Origin of the sequence: Bradyrhizobium sp. WBOS07 (assembly GCF_024585165.1) — a bacterium.
GTDB classification, from domain to species: domain Bacteria; phylum Pseudomonadota; class Alphaproteobacteria; order Rhizobiales; family Xanthobacteraceae; genus Bradyrhizobium; species Bradyrhizobium japonicum_B.
The window spans coordinates 3,411,319-3,435,573 of the sequence record NZ_CP029008.1 but is presented as its reverse complement, the minus strand read 5'-3'; the positions used below and the strand labels follow the sequence as shown (position 1 = coordinate 3,435,573).

The window sequence follows — 24,255 nt, the reverse complement described above, 5'->3', positions numbered from 1 at the left end:
GCGTAGGGCGGATTAGCCGAAGGCGTAATCCGCCCTGTGTTTCTCCGCGGAAACAAAAGAGGCGGATTACGCTTCGCTAATCCGCCCTACGGGACTACGGCATCCTCCAAGCCTGGCGAATTCAACCACCCGTTCACCATCTGGAAACGACCGCGGCTTAGAGTCAGCCGCACCTGCCTTGGGGGGAGGGGATTTCCATGGCTTCGAACGTCGTCGCGCGCCGTTGCGCGATGTTTTGCTTTGTCTTGTCGGTTGCCGTCACGGGCGCCCTCTATATCAGTGAAGCCCGCGCCGCCGGTGCGTTTGCGGTCGGCAAATGCGGCGCCTATGGCCAGGCCTTCGATTACGGTCACGAGCACGAAGCGCGCGCCGCGGCGCAGAAGCAGTGCAAGGGCGATTGCACCACCGTGACGATGAAGCACGCCTGCGCGGCCATGTCGATTGACCTCGCCAACCCCTGCGGCGCCTACGGCTACGCCGTCAAGCCGAAGATTTCCGCCTCGCTCAACGCCGCCACGCGCGAATGCTACAAATACGGCGGCAAGGAATGCGTGATCCGCGCCTGGGCCTGCGACGCCAAGGGTTGATGAGGGTTGATTTAGCTTGCCGTCATTCCGGGGCGATGCGTAGCATCGAAGCCCGGAATCCATCGTGCTACGGAGTAGGTGGACGAATGGATTCCGCTCGCGCCAGGTGGCTCGTCCGGAATGACAATCGAGGAATTGCATGCAGTTCGATACCAAGATCGCCGTCGTGATCCGCACCGATCTTCAGGTCTGGCAGAAGCTCAACGTCGCCTCCTTTCTCACCAGCGGCATCGCCGCGGCCTTTCCCGAATGCATCGGCGAAGCCTATGAGGACGCATCAGGCACGCAATATCATGCGCTGATCGGTCAGCCGATCCTGATCTACGGCGCCGACGGGCCGGCGTTGTCGCGCGCGCTGGAGCGTGCGCTCGCGCGCAACGTCAAGCCGGCGGTCTATACCGAGGACATGTTCAGCACTACGCACGATGCCGCCAATCGCGAGGCGGTAAGGGCGGTGGCGCGCAACGATCTCAATCTCGTCGGCATCGCCATGCGGGCCGATCGCAAGGTGGTCGACAAGATCCTCGACGGCCTCAAGTTCCATAGCTGACAGGTCGAGATTCCGCGCAGCGTCATCGCGGTGTCATGATCGGGGCTGCCTTGCGCAAAGTTTGCGCAGTTTGACCCCCGTCAAAGGGGCGCTGAGCGGCATTGCTAGTCTGCATCACCACCCGCAGAGGAGCCGCAGATGCCGACCATGAAAGCCGCAATCGTCAAGCAATTCGGCAAGCCATTGGTGATCGAGGACGTGCCGGTGCCGCAGCCCGGTCCCGGCGAGGTTCTGGTCAAGGTCAAGGCCTGCGGCGTCTGTCACACCGATCTGCATGCGGCCTCCGGGGACTGGCCCGTGAAGCCGGTTCCGCCCTTCATTCCCGGCCACGAGGCTGCCGGCATCGTCGCCGCGCTCGGGGCCGGCGTGAAAAATCTGAAGGTGGGGGACGCCGTCGGCGTCGCCTGGCTGCATGATGCCTGCATGGCCTGCGAATATTGCGAGACCGGCTGGGAGACCCTGTGCGAGCACCAGCACAACACCGGCTACAGCGTCAACGGCGGCTTCGCCGAATATGTCGTCGCCTCGGCTGCCTTTGCGGCAAAGCTGCCGGCGAGTGTCGATTTCGCCGCCATCGCGCCGATCCTGTGCGCCGGCGTCACCACCTACAAGGGCCTGAAGGAGACGGAGGCCAGGCCTGGCGAGTGGGTAGTGATCTCAGGCGTCGGCGGGCTTGGTCATGTCGCGATCCAGTACGCCAAGGCAATGGGGCTCAAGGTCGCCGCCGTCGACATCGCCGAGGACAAGCTCGCGCTGGCGCGCGAGACCGGCGCCGATCTCGCGGTCAATGCGCTCGCGGACGGCGCGGTGGACAAGGTGCTGACGGCGACCGGCGGCGGGGCGCACGGCGTGCTGGTGACGGCGGTCTCGACCGCCGCCTTCGGCCAGGCGCTGAAGATGGTGCGCCGCAAGGGCACCGTCAGTCTCGTCGGCTTGCCGCCGGGCGAATTTCCGACGCCGATCTTCGAGGTCGTGCTCAAGCGCATCACGGTGCGCGGCTCCATCGTCGGCACGCGGCGCGACCTGGATGAGGCCGTCGCATTCGCAGCGGACGGCAAGGTTAAGGCCGAAGTGACCAAGGTGCCGCTTGCGCAGATCAACGACGTCTTCGAGCGGATGAAGGCCGGCAAGATCGACGGCCGCATGGTGCTCGACTTCGGCTAACGCGCGGCGAGCAGAGCGTGACCCGGCCAACGAAGATCGTCTTTCTCGGCGCCAGCAGCGCATCCTTCGGGATGAGCATGTTCCGGGACCTGTTCTCGACCCGCGATCTCTCAGGTTCAACACTGACTCTGGTCGGGCGTAACGTCGACCGGCTCAGCCGGTCGACGCAGCTCGCGAAGCTGCTCAACGAGAGATCCGGCGCCGGCTATGCCATCGAGGCCACGACGGATTGGCACGCCGCGCTCGACGGTGCTGAGTTCGTCGTGCATTCCACCGCGATCGATCGTAACCGGCTGTGGCGGCTGGATTTCGAGATTCCGCGCAAGTTTGGCGTCCGTCATACTCTGGGCGAGAACGGAGGGCCCGGCGGTCTGTTCTTTACGCTGCGCACCTTGCCGGTGGTGTTCGACTTCGTGCGTGAGATGGAGCTCCGCTGTCCGCGCGCGACCTTCATCAACTTCTCCAATCCGGAGAGCCGCATCATCCTGGCGCTGGGCCGGTACAGCAAGATTCGCAGCCTCGGCCTCTGCCACGGAATATTTCTTGCCCGCGAGAATGTCGCCCGAATTCTGGGGATGCGAAAAGAGCAGGTGGATGTGTGGGGTGCAGGCCTCAATCATTTCCAGTGCCTGACCGAAATTCGGGATCGCGAGACGGGTGAGGATCTCTATCCGCTGTTGCGCGAGAGGGAGAGGGATTTCGATCCCACCTTCTCACCGCTGACGCGCAAGTTGTTGCATGCCTTCGGCTACTGGCTCGGCTGCGGCGACGGTCACGTTGGTGAGTATCTCTCGTTCGGCTGGGAGGCCGGCGAGGGCGGCTACAATTACGACTGGGACGAGAGCGAACGCGCGAAGTTGACGCGGCTGATCGACGATGTGCTCGCAGGCCAGGCCGAGGTCCCGGATTGGTGGTCGGCGCCCTCAGGGGAGCGTGCGACCAGCATCATCGCCGCCATCGTTCATAACCGGAAGCAACTCATCGAGTCCGCCGTCATCTACAATCAACAGGTGATCCCGAACCTGCCGGCCGATGCCGCGGTCGAGGTGCCGGTGGTGGCAGATATCGCAGGCATCCACCCGGTCTCGCTCGGGCCGTTGCCCGACGCCGTGGCCAAGCTGATGACGGTCCAGGTTCAGGTTCAGCAGATGGCTGTGGAAGCGGCGATGCATGCCTCGAAGGAGATCGCGCTGCAGGCGTTGCTGCTCGATCCCGTCATCCAATCCGAGGAGGCGGCGCGGGGCCTGCTTGATGAGCTGTGGGAGATCAACCGGCCTTATATCCGGGCGTGCATTTGAGCCGCCGACCAGTCTCGGCGCGCCCAATCTCACGCCGGCGGCATGCCGGCAAATTTCGTCAGGTCGGAGTCAAGACAATCCCAGCCGTGACCGCGCGCGGCGAAGGTGACCACCTGCGGCTTGTAGCGGGCGGGCTCGTCGAGGCTTCCGGCGCGGATCGTGAAGACATCGGGCTGTGCCGCGAAGGTCATATAGACGGCCACGCCGCATTGCGGGCAGAAGCCGCGCGTCTTCACATTGCCGTTGTCGGCGACCATGTCCCAATGCCCGGCATCGCCGGTGAGCGTGACGCCGGCCCGCGCGAACGTTGCGTAGGAGCCATGGCCGCTGCCGCTTTCCCGCTGGCAGTCCCGGCACTGACAATGATTGCTGAACAGGGGCTCACCCGGAATCGAATAGCGGATCGCGCCGCAGGCGCAGCCGCCGGTATAGGGCTTGTCCATGATGATGCGTCCTTACTCGTCTTCGCCGGAGATGGCGTCGAGCCGCTGCAGCACCTTGACCCAGCCGTCGCTCATGTTGCGATAAGCGGTATCGTTCTTCGGCGTCACGAAGCCCGAATGCACCACACGCACGCGCGTGCCTGCCTCGACCGGTGTGAGCGACCAGGTGACGACGGTGTCGAGCGCCGAGCCGTAACCGGTATTGCTCTCGTCGCCGCCCGTCCAGGCGTAGGCCAGGCGCTGGTTCGGCACGACCTCCAGAACGCGGCAATGGATCGTGCCGTCCCACGCACCGGCCGGATTGGTCTTGAAGGTGAAGGTGTTGCCCACGACGGCCTCGAAACCGGTCGGCGGCATCAGCCAGCGCGCGATCAACTGGGCGCTGGTCAGCGCCTTCCAGATCGTCGCGGCCGCGTGCGGGAAGACCTCGTCGATGACGATGTCCTGGGTCTGGACCTTGGAAGCAACTGCACTCACGGATCGATCTCCTTCAACAGGTCACGCAGGTTCTGGAAACGCTCGCGCCAGAACACGCCGTAGTGGTCCATCCAGGTGACCAGCGGCTCGAGCCCCTGCGGCGCGGCGCGGTAATAGACGTTGCGACCCTCGGCGCGCTCGGCGACGAGACCCGCCTGCTTCAGCGACTTCAGGTGCTGCGAGACCGCGCCCTGGGTCACGCCGCTGCCCCGCGTCAGTTCGGCGACGCTGATCTCCTTGCTCTCGAACACGCGCTCGAACACGGCCCGCCGCGTTGGATCGGCGAGGGCGCGCATTACGGTGGTGACGGGGGTTGGGGCAGCTTCGCTCATGGGATTCAATTAGTATGTACTAATTCATTAGTCAATACTAATTCATTGATCCCTGAGCTCAAGCAGTTCTTGGCTTGACTATGACTGACTAGTCAGTCATAAATCATCGCATGATGAAGAAGTCGACCAAGTCCGCCAAACCGTCTCCTGCAGGTGAAGACCATTCGTCCGCGACCCGCGGAGAGCTGCCCGCCTCGAACCGCGCCACGCGCGCGGCTGAGCGGCGCGCCGCGATCGTCGAGGCGGCGATGGAGGAGTTCATCGCCCGCGGCTTTGCCGCGACGCGGCTCGACGACATCGCCAAGCGCGCCGGTGTTGCCAAGGGCACGATCTATCTGCACTTCAAGGACAAGGAATCGATGTTCGAGGAGCTGGTGCGCGTCGTGATCGTGCCGGTCGTGGCGCGGCTGACCGCGCTGCCGCCGCCGACGGGCTCGGTGCGCGATCTCATCGAGGCCTTTGCCGGCAACTTCCTGAAAGAGGTCATCGGCACCAGGCGCGGCGATCTGGTGCGGCTGATCGTTGCGGAGGGGCCGCGCTTTCCGGCCGTCGCCGACTTCTACTACCGCGAGGTCGTCTCGCGCGGCATCGCCGCCATGCGCGGGCTGATCGAGCTCGGCATCGCCCGCGGCGAGATCCGCCAGCAGGATCTCGCGCGCTATCCGCAGATCCTGGTCGCGCCGGCGATGATCGCGGTGATCTGGCAGAGCCTGTTTGCGCGGCATGCGCCGCTCGACGCGCAGGACATGCTGCGCGTCCATCTCGATTTGATCTTTGGCGAACGGAGGACGACATGAGGTCGTCGCACGCACTTTTCAGTATTGCATTGGCTATTGTGCTCGCAACCGTGCTCGCCGGGTGCAACGAGAAGCGCGATCCCGGCTTCCAGGGCTGGGTCGAGGCCGACATGATCTTCGTCAGTCCGGACGAAGCGGGGCGGGTGACGAAGCTCGATGTCCGCGAGGGCGACGAGGTCAAGGTCGGCGACGCCCTCTATTCCGTCGACGACGATCTCCAGCGCGCCGATCTCAACCAGCAAAAGGCGACGCTGGCGAACGCGCAGCAGACCTATGATCGCGCGGCCTCGCTGAGCAAGACCGGGTCGGGCACGCAGGCCAATCTCGACTCCGCCGTGTCCGCATTGCGTGTCGCAGAAGCGCGGGTGGCGACGTCGGAAACGCGGATGGCGCGGCGCAAGGGCTTTGCGCCCGTTGCCGGCACCATCCAGCAGATCTATTTCCGCGAGGGGGAGATGGTGGCGGCGCAGCGGCCGGTGCTGTCGATCATGCCGCCCGGCAACATGAAGCTGCGCTTCTTCGTGCCGGAGACGGCGCTGCCGAAGCTTGCGATCGGCGATACGGTGCGCGTCTCCTGCGACAATTGTGCGGCCGATCTCACCGCAAAGATCTATTTCATCGCGACCTCGGCCGAATACACCCCGCCTGTCATTTACAGCCTCGATGAGCGCAGCAAGCTGGTCTATCTGATCCAGGCGCGGCCCTCGCGCCCCGACGCGCTGCGGGTCGGCCAGCCGATCGACGTCTATCTCAACCCCAGGACTCCGGTGGCGGACAAGCGATGAACGGCGGCAACGGCATCGCGATCGACGTCAAGGGCCTGAGCAAATCGTTCGGCGGCCGCGAGGTCGTGCACGATCTGTCGATGCAGGTGAGGCGCGGCTCGATTTACGGATTCCTCGGGCCGAACGGCTCGGGAAAGACCACGACCATCCGCATCCTCTGCGGGCTGCTCACGCCCGACAGCGGCGAGGGCACCTGTCTCGGCTACGATATCCGCCGCGATTCCGAGAAGATCAAGCGCCAGGTCGGCTACATGACCCAGCGCTTCAGCCTGTACCAGGATCTCTCGGTGCGCGAGAACCTGGAATTCGTCGCGCGCCTCTATGGCCTGGCTGACCCGCGCGGCGCCGCACGCGACATGGTCAAGCGGCTCGGGCTCTCGGGGCGCGAGGGGCAGCTTGCGGGCGAACTCTCCGGCGGCTGGAAACAGCGGCTGGCGCTCGGAGCCTGCACGCTGCCCAATCCACAATTATTGCTGCTCGACGAGCCCACCGCCGGCGTTGACCCCAAGGCGCGGCGCGACTTCTGGAACGAGATCCACGCGCTGGCCGCCGAGGGCCTCACCGTGCTGGTCTCGACCCATTACATGGACGAGGCCGAGCGCTGCCACGAGATCGCCTACATCGCCTACGGCCACCTGCTGGCCCGCGGTACGGTGGAGGAGGTGATCGCGAAGTCCGCGCTGACGACCTACACCGTCACCGGCGAGCTCGGCGGCCTCGCGGCCGAGCTCGAGGGCAAACCCGGGGTGGACATGGTGGCGCCGTTCGGCACCTCGCTGCACGTGTCCGGCCGCGACGTTGCCGCGCTCGAGGCCAGCGTCGCGCCGTGGCGCGAGAAGAGTGGCCTGCACTGGCAGAAATCGCATCCATCGCTGGAAGATGTCTTCATCGAACTGATGAACCGCTCAAGGGACAATTTCCAATGAGCACCATCCAGGCAACCGGGCCCGAACCCGACATCCGCGACCGCTTCGGCTTCTGGCGCCGCACCTATGCCATGATGGCGAAGGAGTTCATTCAGCTTCGGCGGGATCGCGTCTCGTTCGCCATGATCGTGGCGATCCCGGTGATGCAGCTTCTGTTGTTCGGCTATGCCATCAACACCACGCCGCACCATCTGCCGAGCGCGGTGCTCATTCAGGAGGAATCCGATCTCGCCCGCTCGGTCCTGAAAGCGCTGGAGAATACCGCCTATTTCCGCTTCGTCTACGAAGTGCACGACGTGGATGATTTCGACAATTTGCTGAAGTCCGGCAAGGTGCTGTTCGGCGTCGAAATCCCGCGCGGCTTCGAACGGGCGGTGCGGCGTGGCGACAAGCCGGCGCTGCTGGTCGCCGCCGACGCCACCGACCCGGTCGCCGCAAGCTCCGCACTCGGCTCGCTCGGGATGCTCGTGCAGACCGCTCTCCGGCACGATCTCCATATCGGCGATGCGCCGGCGCTGCCGTTCGAGATCCGGGCACATGCACGCTACAATCCGGCTGCGGAATCGCGGCTCAACATCGTGCCGGGACTGGTCGGCACCATCCTTACCATGACCATGCTGATCTTCACGGCGCTGTCGGTGACACGCGAGATTGAACGCGGCACCATGGAAAGCCTGCTGTCGATGCCGATCAAGCCGGTCGAGGTCATGCTCGGCAAGATCATTCCCTACATCCTGGTCGGCTTCATTCAAGCCTTCCTGATCGTCAATATCGGAGTGTTCCTGTTCGGTGTGCCGGTGCTCGGCAATCTACTCCTGCTGGCGGCACTCTCGACCCTCTTCATCGCCGCAAATCTCGCGATTGGCTATACGTTCTCCACCATCGCGCAGAATCAGCTGCAGGCGATACAGATGTCGTTCATGTTCTTTCTGCCGAGCATATTGCTGTCCGGCTTCATGTTCCCGTTCGCGGGCATGCCGGCCTGGGCGCGATATCTCGGCGAATGCCTGCCGCTCACCCATTATCTGCGCATCGTCCGCGCCATCATGCTGAAGGGCGCGACCATGCAGAATCTGCATTTCGACACGCTGGCGCTGGCGGCCTTGATGCTGCTCGCCATGACCATCGCCGTGACGCGCTTCCGCCGCACGCTGGATTGAGGCAGACTGTCTCGACGTCATTCCGGGGCGATGCGCTGGCATCGAACTATGGTACGCAATTGCGCACCTGAGAATCTCGAGATTCCGGGTTCGGGGCTTCGCCGCGCGCCGGAATGACAAGGGGGTGGAATGGTCAGGTTTGCAAGCAGGAGGACACGGCACCACGCCGTGCTATCGGAGGATTTCGAGCGCGAGCTGACGCGGGAGGTGCTGCGCACCGAGCTGCTGCGGGTGCGGGCGCTGATCGCGACGGGCTGCGTCATGCTGCTGCTGCTCACCGCGATCTATCTGATCGACCCCGGCGTGGTGAACCGGGTCTGGCGTGGAACGAGAGGCATCTTCGAGGTCTACGGCCTGCTGGCCGGCTTCATCCTGTTCGAGGTCTGGGTCCATACCCAGATCAGGAAGAACCTCCGGCTCGATCGCGACCTGCCGGTGGTCAGGCGCTATATCGGCACGCTGATCGAGACCTCGCTACCCACAGTGATCCTGGTCCTGCAGACCCGGACCATGGGCGCAAGCCAGGCGATCGGCTTCGCCGTGCCGCTGATGTACTTCATCTTCGTCATCCTCTCGACCCTGCGGCTCGACTTCTGGCTCTCGGCGTTCACGGGTTTCGTCGCCGCGGCCGGGCTTTTCTCCGTCGCGCTGCTCTACAACGCGGCCGACGACACCGGCGAACCGCTGATCTATTTCCACGCCGTGCGCAGCATCGTCATCCTGATCTGCGGCGTGCTGGCGGGCGCCGTCGGCGCCCAGCTGCGCCGCCAGTTCGCCGCCAGCATTGCGGCGGCGACCGCGCGCGACCGGGTGACGAACCTGTTCGGCCAGCACGTCTCTCCGCAGGTGGTGGAGAGGCTGATGGCGGCGGGCACCGGCGGGGGCGGCGACGTCCGCCGTGTTGCGGTGATGTTCGTTGATTTCCGCGGCTTCACCGCCGGCGCGCAATCGCGCAGCCCGCAGGAGGTGGTCGACCGGCTCGACGGCGCCTTTGCGGTGCTGGTCGACATCCTCGACCGTCACGGCGGCATCGTGAACAAGTTCCTCGGCGACGGCTTCCTCGCTTTGTTCGGCGCGCCGCTGGAGGCCTCCGACGCCGCTCAGCGGGCGGTTGCCGCCGGTCGCGAGATGCTGCAAGCGATGGATCTCATCAACGCGCAGACCAGCTGGCCGCTGCGCATCGGCATCGGCATTCATTTCGGCGAGGTCGTCGCCGGCAATATCGGCTCGCCCCGCCGCAAGGAGTATACAGTCATCGGCGACACCGTGAACTTCGCCTCGCGGCTGGAGGCGCTCAACAAGGAGTTCGGCTCGCAGCTGTTGATCTCCGCGACCGTGCGCGAGGCGGTGGGCGAGGCCGGCAGCGATGCCGTCGCGCTCGGCGAGGTCGAGGTGCGCGGCTACGCGCAGAAGGTGCCGGTGTTTCAGCTGGGCTAGCGCTGCTTCTGACTGACGTCCAACGCATCATTGCGATTGCTCCGATTGCACCGAATTTTGGGGCATGACGAGCGATATCGCCGGCTTGTAGAGTGCCGGCGATGCGGCCGGCTATTGGCCGCGCCTTGCATGGGGAAGTGACGATGCAGCGCCGCTACATCACCGTCGACGTGTTCACCGACCGCGCCTTCGGCGGCAACCAGCTCGCCGTGGTGCTCGACGCCGGCGGGCTGACGACGGCGCAGATGCAAGCGATCGCCACCGAGTTCAACTATTCCGAGACCACCTTCGTGCTGCCGCCGCGGGACAAGGCCAATGATGCGCAGGTGCGCATCTTCACGCCGGTGCAGGAGATTGCCTTTGCAGGCCATCCCAATGTCGGCACTGCCTTCGTGCTCGCCTCGATGGCGAAGGAGCCGAAGCCGCGCCTGCTGTTCGAGGAGAAGGCCGGGCTCGTGCCCGTCGACGTCGTGAGAGAGCAGGGCCGGGTGACCAGAACCGAGCTGACCGCGCCGCAGCCGCTGGAGCGGCTTTCACGGCTGTCGGCCGCCGAGGCCGCGAGCTGCATCTCGCTCGGCGCGGACGACATCAAGACAGACAATCACGAGCCTCAAATCGTCACCGTCGGAAACGCGTTTCTGGTGATGGAGCTGCATTCGCGCGAGGCGCTGAAGCGCGCGCGGCCGGATGCGGCAGCCTACGGCAAGGTCTTGCCGCGCGACGGGGCCCGCTCGGTTTGGTTCTATACGCGCGACGTGCCTGCGGCGGAGGCGCCCTGCGATCGTCAGGCGCGGATGTTCATGCGCGGCGCCAGCGGCCTCGTCGAAGACCCCGCCACCGGCAGCGCGACCGTCGCCGCCGCCGCGCTGTTCGCCGATCTCGATCCCGTGCGCGACGGCGAGCTCAAGCTCACGGTCGGCCAGGGTTTCGACATGGGCCGGCCGAGCCTGCTGCTGACGCGCGTGCGCAAGCAGGTCGGCAAGATCGTCTCCGCCCATGTCGGCGGACAATCCGTGCAGATGATGGAAGGAACGTTCAGGCTCGCGGGGGAGGGGTAGGTCGATCTATTCGTCATTCCGGGGCAGCGCGAAGCGCTGAGCCCGGAATCCATCGGGCAGCAGAGCGGGTGGAGAAATGGATTCCAGGCTCGCGCTGCGCGCGCCCCGGAATGACGGGTGTGGCTACACCTGCCGTCCCGCCAGATTCTTCACCGTCACCCCATCGCGTTCCTCGATGATCTCCGCGATCATCTGGCGGTGGCAATGGATGTGGTCGCGCTCGTAGCAGAGCAGGCAGACCGGGCCCGCCTTCTTCACCAGCGCCGAGAGCTCGTCCATGGCTTCCCTGGCTTCGGGCGCCTTCAGGTGCTTTGAGAAAATCTTCTCGAGCACGTCGTACTGTCCGCTGCGGGCGGCGAGGCGGCCTTCCCTGGGCGTGCCGAGCGCGGCGAGGTGGACATAGGCGATGCCGCGTTCGTCGAGCCCTGCCGCAAGCTGCTTTTTGGAAAAGCCGGGCCGGCGCGACGACGTCACCGCGCGCACGTCGACCACGAGCTTGACGCCGGCCTCTTCCAGCTCGTCCAGCACCGCCTTGGGCGGCGTCTGCTCATAGCCGATGGTGAACAGCTTTTTCGCTTTTGCCATGGGTACCTCAAGCGATCACACGGGAGGTCGTCATGCCCGGGCTTGTCCCGGGCATCCACGTTCTTCGCGCCGCACAGCAGATCGTGGATGGCCGGGACAAGCCCGGCCATGACGCGTGGAGGCTCCGTGCTCCTGACTGCAACCGACATGGACGATGGGCCACCTCAGCTCACCCGCGCGATTAATTCCATGGCGCCGGCCGGTGCGCGCACCTTGCCCTCGTGGATGACGTAGGCGAACACGTCGCGCGGTTCCTTCTTCGGCTTGGCTTTGTCGACTTTCGGCAGGTCGTCCGGTTCACCGCCCGACGCCCAGGCCTGCAAGCGTTCGGCCCAGGCATCGAGCTGCTTCGGCGGGTAGCAGGTCTTGATCTCGTCATCGCCTTTCTGAAGCCGGGCATAGACGAAATCGCCAGCAACGTCGGCGATGGCGGGATATTTGCCGTGCTCGGCGAACACGACGGGCGTCTCGAACTCGCGGATCAGCGCCACGAAATCCGGCGTGCAGAAACTGTCGTGGCGAACCTCGACGACGTGGCGCAGCGCGCGCCCCTCGAGCTTGCGCGGCAGCAGCTCCAGGAACTTGCCGAAATCGGCGCCGTCGAATTTCTTGGTCGGCGCGAACTGCCACAGCACCGGCCCAAGATGGTCGCCGAGTTCCAGCACGCCGGAATCGTAGAACCGCTTGATGGAATCGCCCGCTTCCGCTAGCACGCGGCGATTGGTGGCAAAGCGCGGACCCTTCACCGAGAACACGAAATCCTCGGGCACCTCGCTCGCCCATTTGCGAAAGCTCTCCGGCTTCTGCGAGCCGTAATAGGTGCCGTTGATCTCGATCGAGGTCAGCTTCGAGGCGGCATAAGACAGCTCCTTCGCCTGCGCCAGCTTCTCCGGATAGAACACGCCGCGCCACGGCTCGAAGGTCCAGCCGCCGATGCCGATGAAGATGTTGCCGGATTTTTTGGACGCGGTTTTTGCTTTGGCCACGGAGGATCTCGCACCGACGGGGAGGGAAGACGTCATCCTAGTCAAACGAGATGTGATTGGCCAGTTCTCGCCGCCGGTCTAAGCTCGGCAGTGCGATCTGCGAACAAGGAGAACAAGATGCGGATGCCAATGCTCGGAGCGGCGCTGATCATGATGACATCTGCCGCCATGATGTCCCCCGTCATGGCGGATGACGACGATGACAAGGGCGGGCAGAAGCTCGCCCAGCAGGGCCGCGACGATTACTGGCATTGCCTGGCGCGGGAATATTCGCGCGACAGCAATCAGGGAATGACGGAGCAGGATTTTGGCCGCTCGGTCGCGGGCGCCTGTCGGTCGGAGCGGCAATATTACCGGGTGGCGCTGCTCGATTATCTCACCACGCAATATCCTGACATCGATGCCGGCGCCCATCTCGCGACCGCGAACAGGGCGGTGGAATCCGCGCAGAAGGACATCGTGACGGCCTTCGTCAAGCACAGGCCACCGGCGAAGTAGGGCCGTGGGCCTTCCGGCTCCGCGCGCATCCGTGATATCACAGGCCGCATCTGGAACAGGGATGGGTGTCCATGGCGTCTGAATCGGTGGGGGGCATTTTGGGCGCGATCGTTGCCGCTATCGTGCTTGCGGTTGCCGTCGTGTTCGGGCCGATCGGCCAGTACGGCAAGCCGCCCAAACCGGCGAAAGCCGAACCGGCCCCGATCGCGGCACCCGCAACCCCCGCCGCGCCCGCCCCGCGCGGCCCGATCATCCGGGAAGTGCCGAACCAATAAGGCTCGAAATTCCGATTTCAGGCCCTTGCGAAGCAGTGCTGTCCTTCCTATCTTGCCTGTAACGGCGACGTTGAGCGAAAACTCCGGCGCTGGGACGACCTTGGAATAGCTTGGGTTTGCGCCGGATGTACGCGCGGCCCGCCGTTCCGGGGTCGTTGGCATTTTGAGCCCCCTTTTGGGGCCTTTCCCACAGACCTCCCGGCTTGGCAGCGCAGGATGCGGCAGTTATACGCTGCCGTCATGAACGAAGCGATCAGACCGGGCTCCGACATTCCGCAGCAGGCTCACGAGGGCCCGGAACTGTCGGTCATTGTCCCGACCTTCAACGAGTGTGACAACGTCACGGTGCTGTACCGGCGCCTGGAGGCGACGCTCGCCAACGTCGCCTGGGAGGTCGTGTTCGTCGACGACAATTCACCCGACGGCACCTGGGACGTCGTGCGCGCGCTGGCGCAGCAGGACAGCCGCGTGCGCTGTATCCGCCGCATCGGCCGCCGCGGCCTGTCGGGCGCCTGCATCGAGGGCATCCTGGCGTCCAGCGCGCCCTTTGTCGCCGTGATCGATGCCGACCTCCAGCACGACGAAACGCAGCTGCCGAAGATGCTGCTCTTGCTCGCGAGCGACCAGGCCGACCTCGTGGTCGGCAGCCGCTACATCGAGGGCTACAAGAGCGAAGGCTTCAACAAGCAGCGCGCCGGCGCCAGCGCGCTGGCGACCGAGGTCGCAAGGAAGATGCTGCGGGTCGAGATCGCCGACCCCATGAGCGGCTTCTTCATGATCCGCCGCGACCGCTTCGAGCAGCTCGCGCCAAAACTGTCCGTGCACGGCTTCAAGATCCTGCTCGACATCGTGGCAACCGCGCATGGCAGCTTACGGGCAATCGAGATTCCCTACACTTTTGGCGCCCGCCAACACGGCGAGAGCAAGCTCGATTCCATGGTCGCGCTCGACTTCCTCGGCCTTGTCTTCGCCAAGCTGACCAACGACGTCGTCTCGCTGCGCTTCATCCTGTTCGCGATGGTCGGCGGCATCGGCCTCGTGGTGCATCTCGCCACGCTGTTCATCGCGCTTCGCCTGTTCAACGCGCCGTTCGCGGAGGCGCAGGCCGCAGGCGCCGTCGTCGCCATGACCAGCAATTTCATCCTCAACAATTTCCTGACCTATCGCGACCAGCGGCTAAAGGGATTTGCGCTGCTGCGCGGCCTGATCGCCTTCTATATCGTCTGCAGCGTCGGCCTGCTCGCCAATGTCGGCGTCGCCTTCTCGGTGTACGACCAGGAGCCGATCTGGTGGCTGGCCGGCATGGCCGGGGCGCTGATGGGCGTGGTGTGGAATTACGCGATGTCCGGACTGTTCGTCTGGCGCAAGAAATAGCGCGATATGGGCGGGGCTGACGCGCGGATTGTCCGCAACGGCGCGCTGTTGATTTTCGCGCTGGTCGGCTTACGGCTCGTCGCGGCCGCGTTCACGCCGATCACCTTCGACGAAGCCTATTACTGGATGTGGTCGAAGAACCTGGCCGGGGGCTATTACGACCACCCGCCAATGGTCGCCTACGTGATCCGGGCCGGCACCATGATCGCCGGCGATACCGAGCTCGGCGTCCGCCTCGTCTCGATCCTGCTGGCGCTGCCGATGAGCTATGCGGTCTACCGCTCCGCGGCGATCCTGTTCGGCGGGGTGCGCGTCGCGGCGACCAGCGCCATCCTGCTCAACGTGACGCTGCTGGCCTCGGTCGGGACGCTGATCGTGACGCCGGATGCGCCGCTGCTGGTCGCATCCAGCTTCGTGCTGTTTTTCCTCGCCAAGGTGCTGGAGACCGGCCGCGGCGTCTGGTGGCTCGCGGTCGGCGCGGCCGTCGGCGCGGCGCTGCTGTCGAAATATACCGCGATGTTCTTTGGCGCTGGCATCCTGATCTGGCTCGCTGTCGTGCCGAAGCTGCGGCGCTGGTTTCTCTCGCCCTGGCCCTATCTCGGCGGCCTCGTTGCGCTGGCGTTGTTCGCGCCGGTGATCCTCTGGAATGCGGACCATCAATGGGTCTCGTTCGCAAAGCAGCTCGGCCGTGCCAGGATCGAGGACTTCCGCCCGGTCTTCATCGCCGAGCTGATCCCGACCCAGATTGCGTTCGCGACCCCGCTGGTCTTCATCCTCGGCGCGATGGGCCTGCACGCGCTGACCTGGCAGCGCGCCGGCGCGCTGGCCTCGCGCGTGCTGATCGAGGCGATGTTCTGGACCATAGTCGCCTATTTCGTCTGGCATTCGCTGCATGCCCGGGTCGAGGCCAACTGGTTCGCGCCGGTCTATCCGCCCTTTGTCGTTGCTGCCGCGGCGGCCGCCAACCTCGTGCAGTGGAAGCCGCGTGCACGGCGGCTGGCGGATTTCTGCCTGCGCTGGGCCGCGCCTGTGGGCATCGTGATGTTCGCAGCCTTGATCGTTCAGGCCAATACCGGCTGGCTGTCGGGCTATCGGCGCGATGCCACTGTGCGCAGCGTCGGTGTCGGCTGGCGCGAGCTCGCCGCGGGAATCGAGGCCGAGCGCGCGCGCCATGGCGCGAGCTGCGTGCTCGCGCAGGACTACGGCACCACGGGCTGGCTCGCTTTCTATTTGCCGCGTGGCACGTGCGTGCTGCAGCAGAACCAGCGCATCCGCTGGGTCAACATGCCCGAGCCCGATCCAAAGCTGCTCGCCGGCAAGCTGCTCTATGTCGACGAGCTGCGCCCCGGCGGCCACCCCTTCCTCAACGATCGCTTCGCGAAGGTCACGCAGGTTGCGCAATTGCAGCGCAAGCGCGGGCCGCTCGTGATCGAGACCTACAGCATCGATTTGCTGGAAGGCGCCAAAGGCGACGTGCTCGACCGCTCGCCGCCGCCGGAAGCTCGATAGGTTCAGTCGATCATCTCAGCCCTGGCCGCAGCCTGGTCCGGCCCGCTTTGATCGCGCCAGAACCACACCGTCACGACGGCTGAACGGCCGCGGACCTGCGCGAGCAGGGGGCCCGACAGAACGCCGTCGGGAGCGCCGTGGAAGTCGGCCGCATCCAGCAGCGTATCGCTCAGCGCCAGCCGCGCACCGTTCCGGGCGGCCACCTCCATCAGCCGGCTCGCGACATTGACGGTGTCGCCCGTCGCGGTGATGTGCTGGTGGCTTTCGCCGAGGCGCGAGGCGACGATCTCGCCGAAATGCGCGCCGATCTTGAAGCCAAGCCGATCGCCGATGGCCGATGGCAGCGAGGCGATCCAGCGTTCGACGCTGCGATGCAGGTCGATCGCGCATTTCAGCGCGCGTGCCGAATCATCGGGCATCGCAGCCGGAAGTCCGAACAGGATCATGGCGCCGTCGCCGAGAAAACCCGTGATCGTGCCGCCGCAATCGACCGTGATCCTGTCGATCAGCGCGTGAAACGCCTTCAGAAGATTCCTGACTTCGTCCGGATCAATCCGCTCGCTCAAACCCGTAAAACCGGAGAGATCGATGAAGACCACGGCTGCGTTTTGCCGAACCGGCTTCGACAGGAAATTCGGATCGCGCGCCAGCCATTCCTGCACTGCAGGCGACTGCAACCGGGCAAGCGACCTGCTCTTGGCGGCGAGATATTGCGTGCGGCGGCCTCCGGCCCACAGCTGCACACCGGCAAAGATCGCAACCGGCGGCACTGCGGCGGCAAGTGTGGTTACCGCATTCAGCCAGACGCCATGGGTGAACGCGAACGCATTGAGGCCGGCCCAGGCGATCATCAAAGCGGCGGCCGCCGCGATACCGAGCGCGCTCCGGCGCCAGGCGAGCAGGCCGACCAGCAGCATCGGCAGCAGGATCGCAGTGAGCGCTTCAGCGATGCGGACCCTGCGGTCGCGCACGATGCCGTCGCCGGCGACGAGATGCGTGATCGCCGTCGAGATCACCTCGACGCCGGGCATCAGGGAGTCGAACGGCGTCGGGAAGAAGTCGCCGCCGCCGGCCACCGAGGCGCCGATCACGACGATCCGGTTCTCGATCGCCGCGCGGTCGAGCGTGCCGTCGAAGACGCTCTGCGCGCTGACGGTGCGAATCGTGCGACGCGGGCCGTAATAGGTGATCGGCAGCGCGAAGTCGCTGTCGGTCGGCACCACGCGGTCACCCAATCTCAGATGGTCCGGCGCGACCGTCAGGGGCTCGTCGAGCGCACGGGCGGCCACGCGCAAGGGGAATGACAGCTCGACCTTGTCGCGCGTCCGGAACAGCATCGGCACCGAGAGCGGCGAGCCGGATTGTCCTGTCGCGACATTGACCACACCGACCTCGGCGTGATCGGCGAATGCGGGCAGGGGCTGCAGGAAGCGCTCGGCCTGCGGCAGCACGGCGAGGGGCCCGTCTTCACTGCTGGGCGTCACGGTTTCGCTGTCGGAGGGGAAGATCGCCGCGGCGGCAAGCACCATGGGGCCGGTGGCAAGCGTGTTGGCCAGCGTGGCGTCGCCGATCGCGGCGCTGCGGTCGACCAGCAGGAGATCGATCGCGACCACCTTCGGCTTGAACTGCACGATGGTGTCGACGACGCGAGCGAGGTCGGCGCGCGGCAACGGATAGCTGCCGCCGCGCTTCACCACGGTATCGTCGATCGCAACGATGGTGACGAGATCGGGCGGCCGCTGCACGCCGCGAACCTGGGTCCGCCAATCGGTCAGCGTGGCTTCGAGGCGGTCGAGAAAGCGCAGATGCCCGTAGGCGTGCGCGGCATAGATGCCCGCACCCCACAGCGCGGTGAGGACGAGTGCCACCAGGATCTGAACGCGTCTAGTCACTTTGAACTGCAATCTTCCTTGTTCTGAGTCCCGTCGGCCGATAAGTCCTACTGGCCGAGCCTTGCCATCAGCGCGTCGACGCGTGGCTGGCCCCAGGTCTTGACGGTCAACGGGCCGGTTGCTTCCACGTCGACGCCTTCGCCCGGGCCGAGAACGACGCCCCGCCCACGGGGCCTGCGGTTGACGCCGACACGGCCGTCAGCGACGAAGACGGAGGTCTTGGCCTCGGCGACATCGACGGCCCATCTGGTGCCGCGCACCGCGGCGATCGCCTGCGGCGTCAGCACCTTGAAGGCATTGCCCCGGGGCTTCCTGGGCACCTCGACCAGCAGCGCTTTGCTGCTCAATTCGACGGAGTCTATATGTCCGTCGCGGTTGGCGTCCTTTAGTTCAAATCGGGCGCCGTTTTCTGTGACGATGGTGATGCCGCTGCCGCAGCGCCAGACTTGTGTGCCTGCGGTGGATGGCGTTGCCGTGCAGCCCGCATTGGCAGCAGGCTGTGCAATTGCAGAACCAATCAACAGAAACGACCACGCCAGGGCGAAAAATCCGGCGTGCGCGAACCCTCTCATGCCAGCCTCCGTTTGCGTGCTTGGCACAGTTCAAGGCGATGTTGATACGGTACCGTATCCCACGCAGAGGCTGCTGAAAAGTGCCGCTCTGCGAGCTATTTCCCCGCTGCGGCATTTTCCAGTCCGGCCCGATCAACTTTCGGTCAGGGAAGACCGGTGCCATGTCGCGCTGTACAAGGCGTGATGGCGTGGGCGGCCCAACGCGAGCGCCAAGCGAGTCAGGCACGAGCGCGCGGAGAGGCGCATGCACGCCGGCCTCGCGCAAGTGCTTTCCCCGTCATCATCCGGGCATTGAAGACCACGAAAAGGACTTGGTTGGATGCGCTTAAAGGGGCGACCGGAGAGGTTGGCAGAATGCGCCGATCCGGCCGAGAATGATGGTTAACAGACGCGCCTAAGTCCGTAGTTCTGCGGGCTTTTTTCCCAGAATGAGACAGCGTTGACGAGCCGCCCTACATCCGCCCGAACTTAATCCGCATTTAACTAAAAGTCGCCTTAATGACGCTCCGACCCTCTGCGAGATGCTGTTCCCGGATCGTGACCAGCGGCACTTTGAAGGGGGACTGAGTGACACCGTCCTGGACGCAAGGCGAATGAGTACGAGTATCGCTGCGCCGAGTAACGCGGCACGGAAGTCGAAAAATTTCTCGCAAAGCCATTCGCGGAAATCTTCCCGGCAAATGACCACGACCAATTGGCTTGGCGCCGCGGCGATCGGCTGCGTCGTGATGGGCGCCGGCTGGACCATCTACAGCAACGTCTTGGGCGCGAGCGTCTACCCGACCATGGGCGGCATCGGCTACGACGAGCCGGTGATCAAGCGCGCCCCCAAGGTCGTGCTGCGCGAGGCAGGCGATGCCATCAAGGAAGCCTTCGCGCTGCTGCCCGACCGATTGCAGGTCACCGCCCCGATCTCGCGGGAGATGTTCAACGAGCGCTTCGCTGCGGCCGCGACGCAAGGCGTACCCTCGAATGCTGCGAGCGCCGCGCCGTCCACCCAGGTCGCGGTGGCCAAGGACGCGCCGAAGCAGAGCGTGATCGCGAAGGTCGCCGAAGCGCTGAAGCCGGCGGCTCCGGCCAAAACCACTGATAAGGCCACTGACAAGGCCAAGCGTGCTCCGGATGCCCAGATCCAGCTCGCCTCGGCCGATCCGGCCCAGATCGTGCCGGCGCCTGAAGCGAAGACATCGTTCGCGGACCGCGCCAAGGCCGCCGTGATGTCGATCACCGGGCCGCGCCAGTCGATGGTCGAAAAGCTCTGGGGCAAGCGTGAGCCGTCCGGCGGGCTGCTCGCCTATGCCTCGGCCGACGCCAGCATCACCGCTGCCATCGCGCCGAAGGAGCAGAATCCGATGCTCGGCGGCGCGCCGCCCTATGAGCGCGACACCGCGGTCTACGACATCATGGCCAAGACGGTGTATCTGCCCGACGGCACCAGGCTCGAGGCGCATTCCGGCCTTGGCGCCAACCGCGACGATCCGAGCTCGCGTCGCCTGCGCATGCGCGGGGTGACCCCGCCCCACATCTACACGCTGAAGCCACGCGAGGCCCTGTTCCACGGCGTGCCGGCGTTGCGCTTGACCCCGATCGGCGGCGAGAGCGCGATCTACGGCCGCGATGGCCTGCTCGCGCACACCTTCATGCTCGGGCCGGGCGGCGATTCCAACGGCTGCGTGTCGTTCAAGGACTATTACGCGTTCCTCGACGCCTACCGCAACAAGGGCATCCGCAAGCTCGCGGTGCTGGCGCGGGTGGAGTGAGGCGCGCTCACGCCGCCATGGTCTTGCGCAGCGCCATCTCGGCCGCAATCGCCTCCCGCACGGCGGGGCGCGCCTGCATGCGCGCGAGATAGGCCGACAGCGCCGGCCATTGCGCGATGTCGATTCCCGCCGGACGCAGCAGCAGCAAGGCCCAGGTGAGGTGCGCATCCGCCACCGTGAAGCTGTTGCCGACGAGGAATTCGCGCTCCGCCAGATGCGCAGATGGTACCGACAAGGTCTGCGTGATCCTTGCGCGCGGCTTGGCGAGCGAGCCGTCGTCCTTGTACCAGAAGGTCGGAAACAGGAACGCCTTGTGGATTTCGGCGCCGACGAAGCTCAGCCATTCCTGGAGGCGATAGCGATCGGGCTTGCCGTTGTCAGGCGCAAGGCCGGCCTCCGGCTTCACGTCGGCGATGTATTGCAGCACGGCCGCGCTCTCGGTCAGCCGTTCGCCGTTATCCAGCACCAGAACCGGCACCGCGCCTTTCGGCGACAGGTCGCGGAAATCGCTGCCGTCGTCCACGATCCGCTTGGTCCAGATATGGGCGAGGTGATATTGCGCTTCGATACCGGCCTCCATCAGTGCGATGCGGCTCGAGAGCGAGCAGGCCATCGGAAAGAAATAGAGTTGCAGCATGGCCGGCTCCGTCAGGTCAGCGCATCGCTCTGCGCGATGATCGCGAAGCGGTCGGCGAGCTCGGCCAGCGCGACCTCGTGAATGGTCCGGGCGTCCAGCGTGCCGCCGCGGCCGTCCGGCAGGTCGCGGGTGGCGCAGGCATCGGCAGCGATCGTCGCGCGCAGGCCGAGATCGAGCGCGGCGCGGGCGGTCGAGGAGACGCACATGTGGGTCATGAAGCCGGTCAGCACGATGTTCTTGCGCCCGGTTGCGGCAAGGCGCGCTTGCAGATCGGTGCCGGCGAACGAGTTCGGCAGCGCCTTCTCGATCACGGGCTCGCTCGCGAGCGGTGTCAGGCGCTCGACGATCGCGCCGCGCGCGGCCTCGCGGTCGAACAGGCCGCCGGCGCGGCCCTTGTGCGCGACATGGAAGATCGCGGTGCCGCTCTCCCGTGCCCGCGCCAGCAGGCGCGCCGCCGCGGCAATCGCGGGTTGCGCATCGGGCAGGGCCAGCGGACCGGCGCAATATTCGTTCTGGATGTCGATCAGCACGAGGCAGGCCTCGTGGAGCTTCGGCGGATCGAGATCGGCGCCGGCGAGTTCGAGCAGGGTTTTGGTAGCGGTCATGCGGGTCAGGCCTTAAGGGGATAGCGGATGGCGCGACACTAGCGCAGCGCCGGCCTGCCATTGTGCAGGACTATTGCAGCTTATGGCTGCGGATTTGCAGGGCGTGGCATCGCCTGCTAGGCTCGGCGTAATGAACTGGGACGATCTGCGCATCATTGCCGCGGTGAGGGACGAGGGCACCTATGCCGGCGCCAGCGCGCGGCTGCGCATCGACGAGACCACGGTCGGCCGCCGGCTGGCGCGCATCCAGCGCGATCTCGGCGTGCCGCTGTTCGATGCAGTGGACGGGCTGCGGCGGCCGACGCGCCATTGCGAGGCGGTGCTCGAGCATGTCGGGGCGATGGCCGCCCACGCCGCCGCGATCGATCGTATCAAGGAGAGCCAGCCGGGCCCGGTCGGGCGCCTGCGCATCGCCTCGACCAACGCGGTCGCCGAAGAGCTGCTGGCGCCGCGGGCCAGCAGCTTCCTGCGCGATCATCCCGGCCTGACCCTGCAATTCCTCACCTCCAGCGGCAACGTCAAGTTCTCGCGCTGGCAGGCCGACCTCGCCATCCGCCTGCGCAAGCCGGAGAAGGGCGACTTCACCATCTCCAAGCTCGGCGATGTCAGGCTGTATTTCTTCGAGCCCGCCGACCGCTCCGGCGGCGAGCCGATCGCCTGCGTCTATCCGGACGAGCTGGACAGCATTCCGGAGGCGCAATTCCTGCGCGCGAAGCGGCTGACGAACGTGCGCTGCGTCACCGACAATGTCCGGATCATCCGGACCATGATCCAGTCCCACCAGGCCGTCGGCGTGCTTCCCGAGCACAGCTGCACCGCGCTGCTCGCCGACCGCGGCCTGCGTGCCACGCTATTGTCGAAACGGCGTGACGTCTGGCTCCTGGTGCAGAACCATCTCAAGCGCGACGCGGCCACCCGCGTGACGATCGATTGGGTCAGGCATTGCTTCAAGGACGTCCCGCAGCTCTGACGGCGGCGACGTTCAAGGCCTTCGCATTGAACGCGGTGCGCGCGAGGCGCGACCAAGATCACGGAGCAGGGATTGCGTGCGCGCCAAGGTTGCGTAATCTCGTGAGGAGACCTGACCGGGGCAAGCACATGACCACTCTTTCGCAAACCATCAGGCCCTCGCGAGCCCAGTCGCAGGAATGGAAGGCGATTCTCATCCTGATCCTGCTGGTCCCGGTGCTGTGGTCGCCGCTGCTCCTGTTTCGCTTCGTCCTGTACCAGCCGTTCAGCATCCCCTCGGGTTCGATGGCGCCGACGCTGCTGGTCGGCGACTACGTCTTCGCCGAGAAATATGCCTATGGCTACGGCCGCTATTCCCTCCCGTTCGCGCCATCCTGGATCTCGGGCCGCATCCTTGCCGCCGACCCGGAATACGGCGATATCGTCGTGTTCCGGACGGCGAAGGACAATTCGGTCGACTACGTCAAGCGCGTGGTCGGGCTGCCCGGCGACCGCATCCAGATGCGGCAGGGCCGCCTCGTCCTCAACGACCGTCCGGTGACGCGCGTCGCCCTGGAGGCGAAGCCCGCCGGCTCAGCCTGTGGCGGCGACGACGAGGCGAAGGTCAAGCGCTGGCGCGAGACGCTGCCGAGCGGTGCGTTCTATGTCACCATCGATTGCGACGACGACGGTTTCCTGGACAATACCGCCGTCTTCACGGTGCCGCCGGGCCACTTCTTCGTGCTCGGCGACAACCGCGACAATTCCACCGACAGCCGGATGTCGACGTTCGGTTTCGTGCCGATGGACAATTTGATCGGCAAGGTCACGCGGATCATCTGGTCACTCGACGAAGACGACGAGCCGCGCTTCGAGCGGATGGGCAAGGTGGAGTGAGGCTTGCTCCGTCATTTCGGGGCGGCGCGGACAATTGCGCTGTGCTCGATCCGCCAGTCATTCCGGGCGCGCGAAGCGCGAGCCCGGAATCCGTAACCACAGGCCGATGGAATGGCTTATTACGTCTACATCCTCGCGAGTAAGAAGCACGGCACGCTCTACATCGGCGTGACCAACGACCTCGTGCGCCGTGTGTACCAGCACAGGACGAAAGCCGTCCCCGGCTTCACCACGAGGTACGGCGTCGACAAGCTCGTTCTGTTCGAAATCTATGACGACCCTGCAACCGCGATTGCCCGGGAGAAAGAGCTCAAGAAGTGGCGGCGAGACTGGAAGACGCGGCTCATTGAGGAGCAGAACCCGAATTGGGATGATCTCTATCCCGGGATAACCCGATGAGAATTGTACCCGCGCTCCCTCCGTCATTCCGGGGCAGCGCGAAGCGCTGAGCCCGGAATCCATAACCACAGGCCGATGGAATGGCCCCCTATGCCTGTCGTCCGTAAGAAGGGGCGCGGGCAGTGATGGTAGGATTGGAGGACTAGAGGATCAGGGATCCGAACCGGGCTGCTTTCCAGCCCGGGACAACCAACTAAGGTTCGTGGTTATGGATTCCGGGCTCGCGCCCAAGAGGGCGCGCCCCGGAATGACGACCAAAAACAAAAACCCCGGCATCGCTGCCGGGGTTTCGCATTTCTCGACT

27 protein-coding genes are annotated in these 24,255 nt (G+C 65.3%); 18 read left to right on the top strand and 9 right to left on the bottom strand.

Annotated features, from left to right (window positions below):
• Positions 1 to 197: 197 nt before the first annotated feature.
• The 4 genes from DCM79_RS16415 to DCM79_RS16400 all read left to right on the top strand — a co-directional run bounded on the left by DCM79_RS16415 (position 198) and on the right by DCM79_RS16400 (position 3,599).
• Positions 198 to 587, top strand: coding sequence for a DUF4189 domain-containing protein (locus DCM79_RS16415; protein WP_257175366.1), 390 nt, complete (start codon positions 198 to 200; stop codon positions 585 to 587).
• A 139-nt stretch (positions 588 to 726) separates the two neighbouring features.
• Positions 727 to 1,137 carry a DUF2000 family protein gene (locus tag DCM79_RS16410; RefSeq protein ID WP_257175365.1) on the top strand — a complete coding sequence of 137 codons (411 nt, stop codon included), beginning with the start codon at positions 727 to 729 and terminating at the stop codon, positions 1,135 to 1,137.
• 138 nt (positions 1,138 to 1,275) lie between these two features.
• Positions 1,276 to 2,301, top strand: a complete 1,026-nt coding sequence (adhP, locus tag DCM79_RS16405) for an alcohol dehydrogenase AdhP (RefSeq protein ID WP_257175364.1) — start codon at positions 1,276 to 1,278, stop codon at positions 2,299 to 2,301.
• 17 nt (positions 2,302 to 2,318) lie between these two features.
• Positions 2,319 to 3,599, top strand: coding sequence for an alpha-glucosidase/alpha-galactosidase (locus tag DCM79_RS16400; protein WP_257175363.1), 1,281 nt, complete (start codon positions 2,319 to 2,321; stop codon positions 3,597 to 3,599).
• Positions 3,600 to 3,628: 29 nt separating this feature from the next.
• Here the strand turns inward: DCM79_RS16400 and DCM79_RS16395 are convergent, their stop codons facing one another.
• Genes DCM79_RS16395 through DCM79_RS16385 form a run of 3 tightly spaced genes read right to left on the bottom strand, consistent with a single transcriptional unit; the run spans position 3,629 to position 4,851 of the window.
• A complete protein-coding gene (locus DCM79_RS16395) occupies positions 3,629 to 4,042 on the bottom strand; it encodes a GFA family protein (protein ID WP_257175362.1) in 414 nt (137 codons plus the stop codon).
• 12 nt (positions 4,043 to 4,054) lie between these two features.
• The gene (locus DCM79_RS16390; protein WP_257175361.1) at positions 4,055 to 4,519 is read right to left on the bottom strand and encodes an SRPBCC domain-containing protein; all 465 of its coding nucleotides are present in this window, start codon (positions 4,517 to 4,519) and stop codon (positions 4,055 to 4,057) included.
• On the bottom strand, positions 4,516 to 4,851 hold the full coding sequence (locus DCM79_RS16385) for a helix-turn-helix transcriptional regulator (protein ID WP_257175360.1): 336 nt from the start codon (positions 4,849 to 4,851) through the stop codon (positions 4,516 to 4,518). Before DCM79_RS16385 ends, DCM79_RS16390 begins: the two co-directional genes overlap by 4 nt.
• Positions 4,852 to 4,961: 110 nt before the next feature.
• On the opposite strand from DCM79_RS16385, the gene DCM79_RS16380 reads away from it, so the two are divergent.
• The 6 genes from DCM79_RS16380 (at position 4,962) to DCM79_RS16355 (ending at position 11,014) form a co-directional block, all read left to right on the top strand.
• Positions 4,962 to 5,648, top strand: a complete 687-nt coding sequence (locus tag DCM79_RS16380) for a TetR/AcrR family transcriptional regulator (RefSeq protein ID WP_257175359.1) — start codon at positions 4,962 to 4,964, stop codon at positions 5,646 to 5,648.
• Positions 5,645 to 6,433 carry an HlyD family secretion protein gene (locus DCM79_RS16375; RefSeq protein ID WP_257175358.1) on the top strand — a complete coding sequence of 263 codons (789 nt, stop codon included), beginning with the start codon at positions 5,645 to 5,647 and terminating at the stop codon, positions 6,431 to 6,433. Before DCM79_RS16380 ends, DCM79_RS16375 begins: the two co-directional genes overlap by 4 nt.
• A complete protein-coding gene (locus DCM79_RS16370; RefSeq protein ID WP_257175357.1) occupies positions 6,430 to 7,359 on the top strand; it encodes an ABC transporter ATP-binding protein in 930 nt (309 codons plus the stop codon). The genes DCM79_RS16375 and DCM79_RS16370 overlap by 4 nt, the downstream gene beginning before the upstream one ends.
• Positions 7,356 to 8,519: an ABC transporter permease gene (locus DCM79_RS16365; RefSeq protein ID WP_257175356.1), complete on the top strand. Its 1,164-nt coding sequence runs from the start codon at positions 7,356 to 7,358 to the stop codon at positions 8,517 to 8,519. Before DCM79_RS16370 ends, DCM79_RS16365 begins: the two co-directional genes overlap by 4 nt.
• 129 nt (positions 8,520 to 8,648) lie before the next feature.
• On the top strand, positions 8,649 to 9,956 hold the full coding sequence (locus DCM79_RS16360) for an adenylate/guanylate cyclase domain-containing protein (protein ID WP_257175355.1): 1,308 nt from the start codon (positions 8,649 to 8,651) through the stop codon (positions 9,954 to 9,956).
• A 143-nt stretch (positions 9,957 to 10,099) separates the two neighbouring features.
• On the top strand, positions 10,100 to 11,014 hold the full coding sequence (locus DCM79_RS16355) for a PhzF family phenazine biosynthesis protein (RefSeq protein ID WP_257175354.1): 915 nt from the start codon (positions 10,100 to 10,102) through the stop codon (positions 11,012 to 11,014).
• A gap of 123 nt (positions 11,015 to 11,137) precedes the next feature.
• Here DCM79_RS16355 and DCM79_RS16350 read toward each other — a convergent pair whose 3' ends face one another.
• Both DCM79_RS16350 and DCM79_RS16345 read right to left on the bottom strand, forming a co-directional pair.
• On the bottom strand, positions 11,138 to 11,599 hold the full coding sequence (locus tag DCM79_RS16350) for a DUF488 family protein (protein ID WP_257175353.1): 462 nt from the start codon (positions 11,597 to 11,599) through the stop codon (positions 11,138 to 11,140).
• A 164-nt stretch (positions 11,600 to 11,763) separates the two neighbouring features.
• Positions 11,764 to 12,585 (bottom strand): DUF72 domain-containing protein, encoded by an 822-nt coding sequence (locus DCM79_RS16345; RefSeq protein WP_257175352.1) that lies wholly within the window; start codon positions 12,583 to 12,585, stop codon positions 11,764 to 11,766.
• Positions 12,586 to 12,702: 117 nt separating this feature from the next.
• On the opposite strand from DCM79_RS16345, the gene DCM79_RS16340 reads away from it, so the two are divergent.
• From DCM79_RS16340 to DCM79_RS16325, 4 genes are all read left to right on the top strand, one after another.
• Positions 12,703 to 13,083 (top strand): hypothetical protein, encoded by a 381-nt coding sequence (locus tag DCM79_RS16340; protein ID WP_257175351.1) that lies wholly within the window; start codon positions 12,703 to 12,705, stop codon positions 13,081 to 13,083.
• Positions 13,084 to 13,154: 71 nt separating this feature from the next.
• Positions 13,155 to 13,358, top strand: coding sequence for a hypothetical protein (locus tag DCM79_RS16335; protein ID WP_257175350.1), 204 nt, complete (start codon positions 13,155 to 13,157; stop codon positions 13,356 to 13,358).
• A 240-nt stretch (positions 13,359 to 13,598) separates the two neighbouring features.
• Complete coding sequence (locus DCM79_RS16330; RefSeq protein ID WP_257175349.1) at positions 13,599 to 14,732, top strand: glycosyltransferase family 2 protein; 1,134 nt, start codon at positions 13,599 to 13,601, stop codon at positions 14,730 to 14,732.
• 6 nt (positions 14,733 to 14,738) lie between these two features.
• Positions 14,739 to 16,241 (top strand): glycosyltransferase family 39 protein, encoded by a 1,503-nt coding sequence (locus DCM79_RS16325; protein ID WP_257175348.1) that lies wholly within the window; start codon positions 14,739 to 14,741, stop codon positions 16,239 to 16,241.
• 2 nt (positions 16,242 to 16,243) lie between these two features.
• Here the strand turns inward: DCM79_RS16325 and DCM79_RS16320 are convergent, their stop codons facing one another.
• Complete coding sequence (locus tag DCM79_RS16320; RefSeq protein WP_257175347.1) at positions 16,244 to 18,133, bottom strand: CHASE2 domain-containing protein; 1,890 nt, start codon at positions 18,131 to 18,133, stop codon at positions 16,244 to 16,246.
• A 47-nt stretch (positions 18,134 to 18,180) separates the two neighbouring features.
• A complete protein-coding gene (locus DCM79_RS16315) occupies positions 18,181 to 18,705 on the bottom strand; it encodes a FecR domain-containing protein (protein WP_257175346.1) in 525 nt (174 codons plus the stop codon).
• Between the two features lie 680 nt (positions 18,706 to 19,385).
• Between DCM79_RS16315 and DCM79_RS16310 the strand changes: the two genes are divergently transcribed.
• The gene (locus tag DCM79_RS16310) at positions 19,386 to 20,465 is read left to right on the top strand and encodes a DUF2778 domain-containing protein (RefSeq protein WP_257175345.1); all 1,080 of its coding nucleotides are present in this window, start codon (positions 19,386 to 19,388) and stop codon (positions 20,463 to 20,465) included.
• 7 nt (positions 20,466 to 20,472) lie between these two features.
• Here the strand turns inward: DCM79_RS16310 and DCM79_RS16305 are convergent, their stop codons facing one another.
• Both DCM79_RS16305 and DCM79_RS16300 read right to left on the bottom strand, forming a co-directional pair.
• Positions 20,473 to 21,102, bottom strand: a complete 630-nt coding sequence (locus tag DCM79_RS16305; protein ID WP_257175344.1) for a glutathione binding-like protein — start codon at positions 21,100 to 21,102, stop codon at positions 20,473 to 20,475.
• Between the two features lie 11 nt (positions 21,103 to 21,113).
• Positions 21,114 to 21,707 carry a cysteine hydrolase family protein gene (locus tag DCM79_RS16300; RefSeq protein ID WP_257175343.1) on the bottom strand — a complete coding sequence of 198 codons (594 nt, stop codon included), beginning with the start codon at positions 21,705 to 21,707 and terminating at the stop codon, positions 21,114 to 21,116.
• A 130-nt stretch (positions 21,708 to 21,837) separates the two neighbouring features.
• Between DCM79_RS16300 and DCM79_RS16295 the strand changes: the two genes are divergently transcribed.
• The 3 genes from DCM79_RS16295 (at position 21,838) to DCM79_RS16285 (ending at position 23,951) form a co-directional block, all read left to right on the top strand.
• The gene (locus DCM79_RS16295; protein ID WP_257175342.1) at positions 21,838 to 22,677 is read left to right on the top strand and encodes a LysR family transcriptional regulator; all 840 of its coding nucleotides are present in this window, start codon (positions 21,838 to 21,840) and stop codon (positions 22,675 to 22,677) included.
• Between the two features lie 128 nt (positions 22,678 to 22,805).
• Positions 22,806 to 23,552, top strand: coding sequence for a signal peptidase I (gene lepB / locus DCM79_RS16290; protein WP_257175341.1), 747 nt, complete (start codon positions 22,806 to 22,808; stop codon positions 23,550 to 23,552).
• A 111-nt stretch (positions 23,553 to 23,663) separates the two neighbouring features.
• Positions 23,664 to 23,951 carry a GIY-YIG nuclease family protein gene (locus DCM79_RS16285; RefSeq protein ID WP_257175340.1) on the top strand — a complete coding sequence of 96 codons (288 nt, stop codon included), beginning with the start codon at positions 23,664 to 23,666 and terminating at the stop codon, positions 23,949 to 23,951.
• Positions 23,952 to 24,255: the final 304 nt, after the last annotated feature.